General features: G+C 46.8%; 12 protein-coding genes. All 12 read right to left on the bottom strand.

Going from position 1 to position 12,742, the window contains the following annotated elements; translation table 11 throughout:
* Positions 1 to 177: 177 nt before the first annotated feature.
* On the bottom strand, positions 178 to 1,608 hold the full coding sequence (locus GALF_RS06475) for an undecaprenyl-phosphate glucose phosphotransferase (protein WP_013293258.1): 1,431 nt from the start codon (positions 1,606 to 1,608) through the stop codon (positions 178 to 180).
* A gap of 147 nt (positions 1,609 to 1,755) precedes the next feature.
* Positions 1,756 to 3,186 (bottom strand): glycosyltransferase WbuB, encoded by a 1,431-nt coding sequence (locus tag GALF_RS06470; RefSeq protein WP_013293257.1) that lies wholly within the window; start codon positions 3,184 to 3,186, stop codon positions 1,756 to 1,758.
* Between the two features lie 6 nt (positions 3,187 to 3,192).
* On the bottom strand, positions 3,193 to 4,044 hold the full coding sequence (locus GALF_RS06465; protein WP_041938326.1) for a glycosyltransferase family 2 protein: 852 nt from the start codon (positions 4,042 to 4,044) through the stop codon (positions 3,193 to 3,195).
* A 14-nt stretch (positions 4,045 to 4,058) separates the two neighbouring features.
* On the bottom strand, positions 4,059 to 4,688 hold the full coding sequence (locus GALF_RS06460; RefSeq protein ID WP_013293255.1) for a class I SAM-dependent methyltransferase: 630 nt from the start codon (positions 4,686 to 4,688) through the stop codon (positions 4,059 to 4,061).
* A 12-nt stretch (positions 4,689 to 4,700) separates the two neighbouring features.
* Complete coding sequence (locus GALF_RS06455) at positions 4,701 to 5,258, bottom strand: LbetaH domain-containing protein (RefSeq protein WP_013293254.1); 558 nt, start codon at positions 5,256 to 5,258, stop codon at positions 4,701 to 4,703.
* Between the two features lie 84 nt (positions 5,259 to 5,342).
* A complete protein-coding gene (locus GALF_RS06450) occupies positions 5,343 to 6,401 on the bottom strand; it encodes an acyltransferase family protein (RefSeq protein ID WP_013293253.1) in 1,059 nt (352 codons plus the stop codon).
* 31 nt (positions 6,402 to 6,432) lie between these two features.
* The gene (locus GALF_RS06445; protein ID WP_013293252.1) at positions 6,433 to 7,584 is read right to left on the bottom strand and encodes a glycosyltransferase; all 1,152 of its coding nucleotides are present in this window, start codon (positions 7,582 to 7,584) and stop codon (positions 6,433 to 6,435) included.
* Positions 7,553 to 8,548 (bottom strand): sulfotransferase family protein, encoded by a 996-nt coding sequence (locus GALF_RS06440; protein WP_013293251.1) that lies wholly within the window; start codon positions 8,546 to 8,548, stop codon positions 7,553 to 7,555. The genes GALF_RS06445 and GALF_RS06440 overlap by 32 nt, the downstream gene beginning before the upstream one ends.
* 87 nt (positions 8,549 to 8,635) lie before the next feature.
* Positions 8,636 to 9,460, bottom strand: a complete 825-nt coding sequence (locus GALF_RS06435) for an FkbM family methyltransferase (RefSeq protein ID WP_223293749.1) — start codon at positions 9,458 to 9,460, stop codon at positions 8,636 to 8,638.
* A 71-nt stretch (positions 9,461 to 9,531) separates the two neighbouring features.
* A complete protein-coding gene (locus tag GALF_RS06430) occupies positions 9,532 to 10,692 on the bottom strand; it encodes a glycosyltransferase (protein WP_013293249.1) in 1,161 nt (386 codons plus the stop codon).
* Entirely contained in the window at positions 10,692 to 11,504 is an 813-nt protein-coding gene (locus GALF_RS06425) for a glycosyltransferase family 2 protein (protein WP_013293248.1), read from the bottom strand. Before GALF_RS06425 ends, GALF_RS06430 begins: the two co-directional genes overlap by 1 nt.
* Entirely contained in the window at positions 11,501 to 12,742 is a 1,242-nt protein-coding gene (locus GALF_RS06420; protein WP_013293247.1) for a hypothetical protein, read from the bottom strand. The genes GALF_RS06425 and GALF_RS06420 overlap by 4 nt, the downstream gene beginning before the upstream one ends.

The following is a 12,742-nucleotide window of genomic DNA, read 5'->3' as shown; positions in this document are numbered from 1 at the left end:
AATATATGCAAACTATTTTCTGCCTGCACCGTAATAGTCCGTCATTGCGAGGAGGCGCAGCCGACGCGGCAATCCAGTTATTGCAAGGCGCAGCCTTTAGCCGCGACTGCGTATTCGGTCACGCAAACCGAAATACGCCAGTAACTCAGTGGCTGGTACCTTGCTCATGAATTCGTACTAATAAACATTCCTTCCGGTAAATCCACGCAGCACGGTCAGCAGCACGATCTTCAAATCAAGCCACAACGACCAAGTTTGAATGTATTCCAGGTCGCATTCCACTCGCGACTGCATCTTCTCTAAAGTGTCCGTCTCGCCGCGCCAGCCGTTTACTTGCGCCAGGCCGGTAATACCCGGCTTGACCTTGTGACGCAACATGTATCCCTTGATCAGCTTCCGGTACTGCTCGTTGTGCGCTACAGCATGGGGACGAGGACCAACCACAGACATTGTGCCCTGCAGCACATTGAAGAACTGCGGCAATTCATCCAGCGACGTCTTGCGCAGAAACGCCCCTAACGGCGTAATTCGCGCATCATCCTTCTTTGCCTGCACCACATGCGCACCATCATCGCTCGCCGTCATGGAGCGAAACTTCCATATCTCAACCCCGACCCCGTTTAAACCATAACGCTTTTGCCTGAATATAACAGAACCTTGCGAGGTAACCTTAATTGCCACCGCAATTCCCAACATCAAAGGCCAAATTATCATCAAAATCAGAGTAGCAAGAACAACATCTTCCAGCCGCTTCAGCCAGCCATGAAGGCCAAAAAAAGGCGTTTCATAAACACTCACTAGCGGCATACCACCAAAGTTTGTCCAGCGCGAATGCATCAACTCAGAAACGAATACGTCGGGCACAACATATACAGATGCAGTAGTATCAGCAAGCTGATTAACCAGATCCTCAATACGCCTTTCTTTTGTCAGCGGTAGAGCCACATAAACAGAATCAATTTCACCTGCCTTTACCAGGCGTAACAACTCACTCATGGTATCAAGAGTATAACTGGCATTCCCAATTACAATAGGTGCACTTTCTCGCTGACGATAATCGAAAAAACCCTTTACAACCAGTCCGACCCATGGCATTGCATTGACGTGCTGGACCAGTCGATGTCCAGCCGGAGTATTACCCACCACAGCGACAGTGCGTATATTAGCACCATGCCTGCGCACATACCTTAATGCCCAGCGCACAACCAATCGCACCGCCAACAGCCCCACTGGCACAGAAATAAACCAGCTCAACATAGCCGACCTGTAAAGCACGTCTAGCATATTGGTCATGAATGCCAATATGAGCAGTGCAGCTACAACCGTCAACCAAATGAGCAACAGTTCGCGAATCTCGTCACTCAACTGGCTGGTACGCCATGAATTATAAAATCCCCTCATCTCGGCGAAGATAGAAAACAACATTACTGCCAGCATTACGAGCAATACTCGCCTGGCATCCCAATGTGCATCGAAGCGAACCAAATCAACCCCGTAAATTGAGCATATCAGCACGGCATCCAGCAGGCGCTGAACAAACGAAATGCGTGAAGCATGCGGGCGCAGAAATCCACTATGCATGAAAAGCCCCGCCTCTCTCTTGTTCAATTTGTCTCAACACGCCCCCATTTTTTAATTTTATTTACTACAATCTACCTGCCATACCAAAATTCACTGACATATATCGCAATGCTCCCGGTCTAGAACAGGTAGTTTTCCTGCCATGGTAATTTTTATGCACTCGATGCGAAACCATCAGTCGGCGCGGCCCCTGCTGTAGTCAACAGCCCTGCTTTTCCCGGCATTCACCACTTTTTTCAGCTCCGCCTCAAACCTGCCCAGCACCGCATCTCGATCTAAATGCGCCACAGCGTAAGAACGCCCTGCGGCACCCAGGCGATCACGCAGCGCAGCATCACGAGCCAAAGTATTGATCGCATCGAAAAAAGCTTGCGGCTGCTCTGGTTCCACCACCAGCCCGCAACCTGCCACCACATTCGCCAGCTCTGCGTCCATATTTGCCGTTGCGACAACCGGACGCCCACTGGCCAGCATCCCGGTCAACTTGGACGGCATCACCAGATCCGCCGCATCGGCGCGTTGCGGCAATAAATGAATATCCGCAAAAGAAAGCAACTCACCTAGACGCTCCAGCGGCTGCAAATCCATGAAGCGCACATTCGGTAAACCTTTACACTGTAAAACCAAATCAGTCCGCCCCGCTCCGTTGCCGCAGAACACGAAAACGATATCAGGTGAAAATGACAAGTTGCAAGGTTCAGGGTTCAGGTTACAAGGTTCAAGTTCCGCGTCGGACGTCGTTTGACAACTCAATTCTCGCTCCTCGCCCCTCGATCCTAGCTCAGCCGCCTGCGCCAATATTTCCAGTCCTTGCTTGCCCCCCATATTCCCCGAATACAACGCCACCACAGCATCCGCCGCAATCCCCAATTCCACCCGGTAACCACTCAGTCCTGAATCCTCAGCCCTCACACCTGTTTTAATAAATCCTGAATCCTGAATTCTGAATCCTGACAAATCCACCCAATTTGGAAACAATACCGCTCGATCCGCAGCTACACCCTTCGCTAATGCGCGATCCAGCATGCGCGGCGAAATCGTCGAGACACGGTCAAAGCGGCGCATCAGCCATCGCTCGCCCATCGCCACCATACCGCGTAAGGCTGCACCTTTCAGCAAGCCCAGATCGAATGCCGCATCTACCTCATAATCTTGGATGTGCAACCAAGATTTCGCGCTGGATAATCGCGCTACCAGCCAGGCCTGCGGTGCACAAAACAACGGAGGCTCCACAACCCACACCACATCGGGCCGCCACAAAATTTGCCACAGCATGATCGGAAAGCTGGAAAGTGCAAAACTTGCCAAATGCAGCACACGCTTCAAACCAGAAGGTTTGGCAGGCACCCACAGCGGACACCGGTATACCGCCAAACTTCCACCCTTCACCTCGCAGCTTTTAGATTTATCCTCAGTCCTCACGTTGTCTTTACACCAACCATTCGGGTAACCATCGGCAATGCGCCACTGTGGATAATAAGGCGGTGCAGTAACAACCCTTACCTCATACCCGCGCGCGACCAGCCACTCCGCAATCTCGCCGGAATATTTACCGATGCCAGTCTGTTCTGGAAAAAAGTTGATACCGTGGATTAAAATTCTCATGAAAACTTATTTTACAAAAGGAGATTCCATCTCGCGTGTCTTCAGCACAATGAAGTACTCATAGATTGATTGCAGCATCGCATAGGTGAAACCAGCACGGCCATCCAAGAATCCACGCTTACCAACATACAAGATCAAAAATTTGATCAATGGTCGAAACGGCAACCGATAGAACAACTCCTTTTGATGAAAACGGCATTCATTAAAATCTTTTGCTGCGAAAGCCTTTTTAAAACTGAAAAACGCAAGCTTCTTTCTGTTCTCCACGATCTGTTGCGCCTCTGCTCGACTATAGGAGTTATGCCGCTCCACCCAAAAGCCAATACCCTTGCTGAAAGGAAAATGATCGAGAAAGCCCGAAACCAGCCCCACAGGACCATCCGCAATCGAAACCGGATTGATCAATCTATCGTACCGCAACTTCTGGTGCATGAACAAACGCATGTAGTACGGTGAAGCCTGAACATGCTTGAGCCAGGTTCCTAAGAAATAATCACGCCGCTGAATCCGAAACGCAACGAAACCCTTAGGCGCACACACTACCTCAGTCATCGCCGTAACCAAATCCTGCGTAGCGCGTTCATCCGCATCAATCACAAACACCCATTCATATTTGAACGGAATATTTTGCAGCCCCCAATTCCGGTGCGCAGACTCGTCCCCGCCAAACGACAACTTGCATGCGCCATAGTCACGCTGAGTTACGTGCGCACCAAAACCCTCAGCGATAGCAACAGTATCATCTGTACTCATCGAATCAAAGACGTGAATATCATCTGACCATGCAACACTTTCGAGGCACCCCGGCAGGTCTTGCTGTTCGTTTTTCGTAAGGATTAGTACCGAAATATTTGCCATAGAATTCGAGACCATCACATTGCCAGTGCAACCAGAATCATACTTTTCCAGAGATAAGGGAAGCGGCCCGCTCCATAAAACCCAACCACTTTGAAACCGTTCTCTTCCAATAATTGTGTCAAAGTATCCCGGCTCCAAAATTTAATATGGCCACCGTGCCAAAGCACAGTGTGGTGTTTATCCCATTTGTTAAAGATCGAAAGTGCAAGATTTTTCAGATAGCCGTGATAAGGCGTAGAAATAACGAGGTAACCATCTTTTTTCACAAGCCTACGTGCAAAATTTGGCAGCAGGTGGGGCGAAAAAAGATGCTCCACCACCTCTGTTGAAACTACAACATCAAACGGCTGCCCCTCGGAAACGAGCATTGAAGTTGGATCGTCCTGCACCCCCAAATTATAAAAAGTTATTCCGGGATAGTTCTTTTGTGAAAGCGCCACGCCTTGTTGATCATATTCAACGCCTGCGGCGTAATAACCTTCCTTCCGAAGCATGGCAGCCAGTGCGCCATTTCCAGAGCCCAAATCACAAACTCGCCTCACTTTTAGTCGGCCTAGTATTTTCAATATTTCTGGCGCAATATAGTCGCAGGATTCTGGGCCAGTTGCCGTTTTCCAACCATACGATTCAACAACATTTGTCATAATCAAACCTTTCTACTTTTCTAAATGCTTCCGTGTGGCAACTTGTCGGCAAGGATTGCCCGCATAAACCGCCCATGGCACAGATAAACTCTTCGAAACAACTGCCCGCGCACCAACAACAACACCCTCAGGAACCACGACACCGGGATGAATAAATGCTTCTGCGCATACCCATGCATGAATGCCAATCAGAATTGGCTTAGCGATCAACTGAAAATTTTCACTGTTGTAGTCATGCGTACCGCAACATAAATGGGCACCCTGCGAGATAACGGCAAAATCACCTACGCGGATTTTGTCCATGCAATAAAGAGTAACGCCATCAGCTATACCAACATGTTTGCCCAATGACAAATTCCAAGGTGCCCACACCTTCACGCTCGGATAGATATGACAACCCCGCCCGATTTTCGCGCCAAATGCCCGCAATAACAAAACACGCCAAGCATGAAATGTCCTCGGGCTAATTTTAAAAAGGAGTAAGTACACTATACCCCACAAAGCGCGAAGCACTCGATTGCCGAATGAAAACGAAGGGCCGCGATAAGGGTCATTGCCTTGCAGGATCATTTGCGCTCCTGAATGATTTGCAGCATCTGCTGCCGCACACAAAAGCGATTCGCATAATAGACTGTGAGTTGCGCTCTCATCACCTTAAACTCTTGCAGGCACATTGCTAGCCAACGCGCCCCTGCTTCTAATCATAGCAAGCAGTGGTACTTCCACATATTGATATAACAATGATCCGATGACAACGCTGGACAGCACCAATAAAACCAGATCTAACCAAAGCGGAAAATGCAAAGGTACCAGCAACTTCACTACTGCCGACAGCACTGCAAAATGAATCAGATAAATTGAATAAGAAGCTCTGCCTAAAAATGTCCCCATACCCACCCAATAATTTTTCAAATCTGCTTCCAAGCGGATCAAACCGCCAATCATTAGTACCGCACCCACACCATAAAGTAGGTGGTAATGCCCATGCTCAGGATAATTACCCACATGGATAAGCGATTCGTTTAATCCTGATGCAATAAAAATAGCCGCCCCACCAAGGAACAAGAATGAGGGTTTAATCAACAACACCTGATTGGATTTGGCATATTGAGCAATCCCAATCCCCAACAAAAACTCAAGATTGTGATCGTTAAAATATAACGAAGCGAAAGGTGAAGCAAAATCCAAAGAGAACAGGCCACACAATACGATGGCCACCCCCCACAATAAAAAATATACCCAAGCTAAAGTGACATTCAGGAAAAACAACATGAAGGAAACATAGAACAACATCTCATGCCGCAACGTCCATGCGACTGGTACAAACGGATAACCCTCGCGCGGCACCAGCAAAAAATCCATCACCGCATTCACTACGCCGACCCGATGCCCCATCAGATAAGTTAATGGCAGTAGTATAAAACCAACAACCCAATAAATCGGATAAATGCGAATCAGACGATGTTTGATATAAGAAAAAATCTCACTTGAATTAGCGTGATTTGTTGCGGTGCTGTAGAAAATAATAAAACCGCTCAATACAAAGAAAAAATCAACACCCGCATAGCCGAAAGAAAATAGTCCGCCCAAAGGAGCCATCCCAAAATACTTTGTCAATCCGCTAATGCCCGTAGCGTGAAAACAAACCACCAATAGCGCGGCAATGCCCCTGCTGATTTCTATATATTCAAAACGATTGCCAGTTGCACTCATTGACACGCCAAAAATGGTATTTTATTGATAATCATTTACTCTCCCGAATTATTTCCAGCAACCGTTCAGCCGCGCGCTGCACATGAAAGCGACTCGCAAAACACGTTGCGGTTCGTGCCGTCATGGTCTGAAACTCTGCCTGACTCATTGCCAGCCATCGCTCGAAATTAGTTACTGTACCCGCCAGCGTGTCATCCTCCACCAAGCCCGCGCCATCAGCTTCGATCTCGCGCCAGATATTCACCTTGTTACTAATCAACACCGGCTTACCGCAGGCCAACGCCTCAGCAACCACGATGCCAAAATTTTCATGATGCGAGGGCAAGCAAAAAACTTCCGTCGCATAAATGGCACCCCACTTCATATCGGCCTGCAACATGCCCGGCCAAGTGATGCGGTGCGCGAGCCCCGAAGATTCGGCTTGTGCTTTGAGTTTGGCCGCCCATCCAATTTGGTCCGGCCCGGCTATTAACAAATGCAGCTGCTCATCATGATGCGATATCTTGGCGAAGGCTTCGATCAAAAGATCGCACCCCTTCACTTCATGAATGCGCCCCAAAAATAAAATAATTCGCTTACCTCGCAGGTGCGGGTATCCCGCCAAGAACCGGGCTGCCAACTCTTCTCCATTCGCAGGTGGGTTCGCCACGCCAAATCCTGACACAGCCTCATTCACTTTGTATAACCAGAAAGATTCTCTGGCCAACAAACGCTCAGAATCACACGTGAAGATCACTTTCCGCGCATCGCGTAACACTCGATATTCCGCCCACGACCAATAAAACCATTTCTTGAAATGCTTGAGCGGATAAGTATGCTTGAACCAAGGACCAAGCATTCCGTGGGGGAATACAAAATATGGCGTTGAACTCTTCGCCAAAACTCTCCAAACGGCGAAGCCTACGTACTGCCACAGACCATTGACGATCACCGCATCATATTCGTGGGAATGCATTTTCAGCCAAGGCACCAAGCTACGGCTATACCAATAACTACCTACTGCGGGGCCAAGCGCATGTATTAGGGCTTGACTGTTACGCACGCACGCTGCATCCGGCGCGTCCAGGCTGCAAATTTCCACCTCGACACCCAAGTCACGACACACCACACTCAACTGGGTCACTCCCTCAATGGGGCCTCCATATTTTGGATCAACGCTGGGAATGACGTGAAGAATTTTCACAAGCACTCCATGACGAATAACTGTGGCCTAGCAATTTCTCTAATTCGAAAACATCCTCTCGGAACCAATCGCATAAAATATTCCTGTCCCCATCCAGCATTTTTTGTTTAACTCCTGATATGTAATAAGATTCCTTCAGTTTGTCTTTAAACTTACGAGGAAACCAATTGCCAAAGAAGCGCTTAATGGAATATCTGGTAAGCAGAAAATTAATTCTGGCAAATCTTGCTTCTTTTCCAGCGAATTCATGCGTGATATGAAAATCAATTTTTGGAATCCCCAGAAAAGTGCAAATAGCAGACATTGTGTCCTGATTTTTCCCTATCAAATCCTCGAAACGTATCACGAGAATTTGTTCTTTAGGAAATTCATCAAAATATCGTTTAAGCTGTTTACAATACAGGCCTCGCTCCAAGTAACCATTTGAATTGATGTTAACCATTGGTGAGTCTTCGGTCATCTCCTCACGAATCGCTGTGGAGAAATCTCGATTCTCAACTCCCATCATGACGGACATTGCATATTGCGAGTAAGCGCGATCCACAGGATTGCGTAATACAGCGATAATTCGAGCAGTAGGACACACCTTTTTTATCTCGGCTGCAGCTTTCTCTGAATATAAATAATTGACTGAAAAGTCACCCTTGAGCATGCCGGGCTTAGCTGCCATAAACAAATCCAAATACAAATCTTCACGCAACACATGTGCAGTCAAGACATCACATTTGAGCAAGGACTCAAGCTGTTTTTTATTTTCAACCACAGAAAACCTTGATTTGACTGTTGCAGAAAGTTTTAATACTTGCCGGCTGATATCTGAGCAAAAATAATTAGGCTCCTTAATAGGCGGCACAAACACGGCAGGATGCTGACTCAATGCCTGGTAGAGCGTCGTCGTAGCTGACTTCTGCGCACCAACAACAAAGAAATCGGGATAACCTACAGTTTTTGGTACCTCATTCATAGCCACAAACCACCATTTAAAATTGCAAATTAATCAGGCACTAGATCAAAAGATCAAAGTTCGCGTCCAACGGAGCAATGTCGTTTCTCAAACGCTACTTGCGGCATTGGCAATCCGATACTTACGCGCCTCTCTAAGCCGACTCACAACCTCGTCAATATTTCTCACATACAGCGTGTTTCCAGAATTACTTTTCTCCCCGTTCAGCGAAACAAGCTGGCGCTCAAATGGCGAATAGGTATAGCTCAAAAAACCAAACGACAGCATTTTTTCATGCAATGGGGCTTCATCAAACCCATACCGTTCTCCACTGCCGTTCAACTCCATAATCACGGCCAACAATGACGGCGTGGAAAATACCTTATCTGCACCAGCAATGACATTGGTCTCAAAACCTTCAACATCAATTTTTATAAGCAGCGGTTCCTGATTTTCAAGCAGATCATTCAAAGAGACGATGGGTACTTCGACAACGTCATCCACTTGCTCAGAGTCGGCCACCACATGATTCACCGTATCCAGCCCGGCAGTGAATCTGAGTACCCCTTTCTCTTTGCCTATACCCATGTTCAATGCTTGGACATTTTCTGACAACCGATTCAAATTGATATTTTCTTCAAGGAGATGAAAAGTACTTTTGATCGGCTCGACCGAAAAACATCGGGCACCCACCGCTCCACCCGCCAGGATGGTATAGGAACCGATATTCGCTCCGACATCGACGAATAGCTCATTCTCCCGTAGCAGATGTAACAAAAATGCCATGTCCTCAAATTCATGCAGCCCCGCGTAGATGTTGCCCGTTGCCCCCGTCATTCCCGTGCGAACGCGCAAAAAAGTTTTATCCACAAATGGAACCAGCACATCACCCGTAACCAGGCGAGAACCAAACTGCCAACGGAAATATCGCATCAACGCAGCCCATTTATTCGCTCGATTTAGTGGGTGAGCCAATAGGAATTGGAAGAATTTTATTTTTAGTATTAGTGATCGAAACATAATAATTTTGGCCTCTTGCCTGTCTGGTAAAAATAAAACCTCAGTACGTCATACATATACTTGGCCGCTACCTCAGGCTCGATCAGCACCCTGACCGTAGCGGCATTGTCACGCCACAAAGTTAACACATTCGGATCAGCGGATAGCTGCTGGAGTATTTTTTGCAATCCTGCTATATCCTCATTACGGAAGATCGCCCCCGCCCCGCTCGCCTCGACCAGACAGCGCGCACCCACATTTTCACTAGCTATAACCGGCACGCCTTGCAACAACGCCTCATTCACTACCACTCCCCAACCATCATGACGACTTGGTAAAATAAGCACATCGTATTTCGCAATGACTGCCTGTGCTTGACCAAAAGGAATCTTTCCTAGATAAGTCGTCCCTATTGTTTTATCAGTAATATATTTCGCTGCATCACCCGCACCATAAATAGCCAAAGTGACCGGTATGCTTTGCTCCTGACAGCGTGTAACCGCTGCAATTGCAACATCCAACCCCTTTCTTGGCAACAATGAGCCAACAAAGATCAGTCTAACTTCCTGCTCTGATATTTGACTCGGTTGGACTGCCACGGGGATAGGTGGAATAAAATATCCGAAAGGAAATACTTGGGAATTGCGCAATCCAGCTTGTTTGAATTGCTCAACGGCACGCATTGAAATCGCCAATAGTGCAGGCTTTGAACCACGTGCAGCTAACATCAACAAAACTGTAGCTGTGCGATATAGTAAAGGGCGCAAGGTCGCTTTAATTCTATTCAGTAGCCGCCCGCCTTCGACCAAATAGCCCACGCTTTCGCTTGAGAAAGACTCATTGATGATTAGCACTTTGGCCTTATGCCAAAGCGCATAAACAATCAGCGGAAAATAACGGCGCTCTGCCCAATAGCCACAAAAAACATGTACGGCTTCCGGGTTGGCACGAATAATTGCCACGCCACGCTGCCACCAATCCTTACCATCGAGATACACCACGTCGAGGCCTGATAAATCCGCACCTTTCCAACCTTGCTTGGCGCGTGTTTCACTGGCCGCCGTGCCAACAACATGAGTGATAGGTTCGATTATTAATGCTTGCAGAGCGCGCCATGTATATAGTTGGTGGTCGGTAAACAAGGGCTGCCAATTGACAATTTTCATTAAAATATCCCGACTCGCTTCATCAGCTTGCTAATCAAAGGTACGCGTCGGAGGAAGTACTTAGGATCGACCAAACCCTTCGCCACCCTGGCCGCAACATCCTGCACTGCATCAAAACAATTCCGCTGGCGACCTGCGGCCTTAATGAACAGCCGTGCCGTATCTTTGCGAAATTTATCTTCTAGCCTTCCGCTGCCTGTGATTCCACCTGCGTGCAGACGGAAGTGTGCGAGATCATCACCTATAGTTGCGAACCTCGCACCAGCAAGCGCCATGTCGAGAAACAATTCACCATCCCAACATGTTTTGTTCTCAATATTAAACCCACCAATCTCCCTAAATTTGGAAGCACGGAAGAAAGTCCCTTGTTGAAAAAGCGATACACCACCATGCACATAAAGCCATGGAGTAACCTTAGAAGACACAATGCGACGCAACTGGGCACCCTCACTATTTGTAAAATACCCGCAACCTGCGACTATATCCACCCTTGGGTTGGCATTAAAGAATGTCGCGATTTTAGACAGCGCATTGGGCAACAGTTCATCATCCGAGTTAAGAAAACCGAAAACGTCTCCTGTTGCATACGCGAAGCCCTTGTTTAATCCATCGGCAGCACCGGCATCTTTTTCCAGCACCAGCTTACTGATTCGATTTCGATACATTTCGATGATATCGCGACTACCATCCGTAGAGCCAGGATCAACCACGATGTATTCGATATTCGAGTAATCCTGATTGATGACAGAAAGAATGGCTTGCTCAAGGAATTGAGCTTGATTATATGAAATTGTTACAATTGAAACTTTCATGGTTTTGCTACCCCTGCATGCGTCACACTTTCTGACGCCTCCTTTGCCACCAAAATCACCACTAGCTTTATTGCCCAAATCAGCCTCATCGTCGCGCCAAAAGGGGAAAATAAAACATCCCAAATCGCTGAAATGCTGAAAAAAATAACGACCGTTTGCAATCCACTTGGATATTTAATCGCATGAAATAGCGACCCAATAATAAATTTAAGAATATAAAACCAAAATAACGCGCCCATAATACCGGCCCAAACCCATGCCTGCATTAAATGAGAATGTGCTGGAATCAGATCAGACTGATTTGCCCCAAACTCAAGTTCAGCCATTTCTCGCTCAGTACCAAACACATCGTTGACTTGAAGAAGTAACAATGAATATTTTCGATCCTCCGCCCAAGAACCATGTCCAATAATTGGAGAATCTAGGACAGCCTGTGCGGAAGCTAAAATTTCTATTCGACCTCCAAAAATTAAACCCAATAAACCCAAACTAGATGAACGCGTCTGTTCATATTTTTTCGTCACATTTTCAGGCAAAAAACCTGCCTCCATAATAGACTGATAACCAAGCAGCAATAAGCTGATCAAGACAAAACTTATTCCAGTTAAAAATAATTTTTTCCCCCAACCTACCCGCCCTTTAAAGATTGCATTAAGTCTTGGTTGGCGACACAAGTAAACGATTAAACCAGCAAGGATAGTCATCCCGCCCATTGAGCGGGCATTTAAGTATATGTCAATCATGCCTAGTATTACAAGCGTCAGCAATACGAGACCAGCTGACTTATTCTTAGCATCTAAAAAAAGTAAAACCAACAATGTGACAGGCCCAGCCAATGCCCATTTCCAAGGGTCGAATAAACCGAATTCTGTTGGCGCGACAAAAAATTGAAATATTCCACCCAACGCGAAACCAAGAACGGACATCTTAGCTCGTTTTACACTGTTTCCAACAATCAAATAAAGCGCAGCAAAATCGATGAGAAAGAAAATGATTGCAGCCCAACCCTTCATCAAATTCATCACAGGAGAAGCTTGCACTAAGTCAGTTAATATTTGTGAACACAACCACAAGAAGCCTAATATTAAAATCAGTTTTGGAGTTGACTCAAACAGTTTACCTCGCTTTTTAGCCAGCAAAATCAAGCTAAAACCAAGCACCAATTCCGAAATATAGAGTTCCCCAATCGCACTAATGTGGACAAAGGAAAAAAATGAAACAAGGAATGCTATAATCAC

This window comes from Gallionella capsiferriformans ES-2, assembly GCF_000145255.1.
Taxonomy (GTDB): domain Bacteria; phylum Pseudomonadota; class Gammaproteobacteria; order Burkholderiales; family Gallionellaceae; genus Gallionella; species Gallionella capsiferriformans.
Note: the sequence above shows the minus strand (reverse complement) of the source record. Positions and strands in the feature narration are given on the sequence as shown.

Coding starts and splice junctions, on each gene's coding strand:
- GALF_RS06470 (WP_013293257.1), bottom strand. CDS start 3,186: ATGAGAATTTTAATCCACGGTATCAACTTTTTTCCAGAACAGACTGGC.
- GALF_RS06465 (WP_041938326.1), bottom strand. CDS start 4,044: ATGGCAAATATTTCGGTACTAATCCTTACGAAAAACGAACAGCAAGAC.
- GALF_RS06460 (WP_013293255.1), bottom strand. CDS start 4,688: ATGACAAATGTTGTTGAATCGTATGGTTGGAAAACGGCAACTGGCCCA.
- GALF_RS06455 (WP_013293254.1), bottom strand. CDS start 5,258: ATGATCCTGCAAGGCAATGACCCTTATCGCGGCCCTTCGTTTTCATTC.
- GALF_RS06450 (WP_013293253.1), bottom strand. CDS start 6,401: ATGAGTGCAACTGGCAATCGTTTTGAATATATAGAAATCAGCAGGGGC.
- GALF_RS06440 (WP_013293251.1), bottom strand. CDS start 8,548: ATGAATGAGGTACCAAAAACTGTAGGTTATCCCGATTTCTTTGTTGTT.
- GALF_RS06435 (WP_223293749.1), bottom strand. CDS start 9,460: ATGCGATATTTCCGTTGGCAGTTTGGTTCTCGCCTGGTTACGGGTGAT.
- GALF_RS06430 (WP_013293249.1), bottom strand. CDS start 10,692: ATGAAAATTGTCAATTGGCAGCCCTTGTTTACCGACCACCAACTATAT.
- GALF_RS06425 (WP_013293248.1), bottom strand. CDS start 11,504: ATGAAAGTTTCAATTGTAACAATTTCATATAATCAAGCTCAATTCCTT.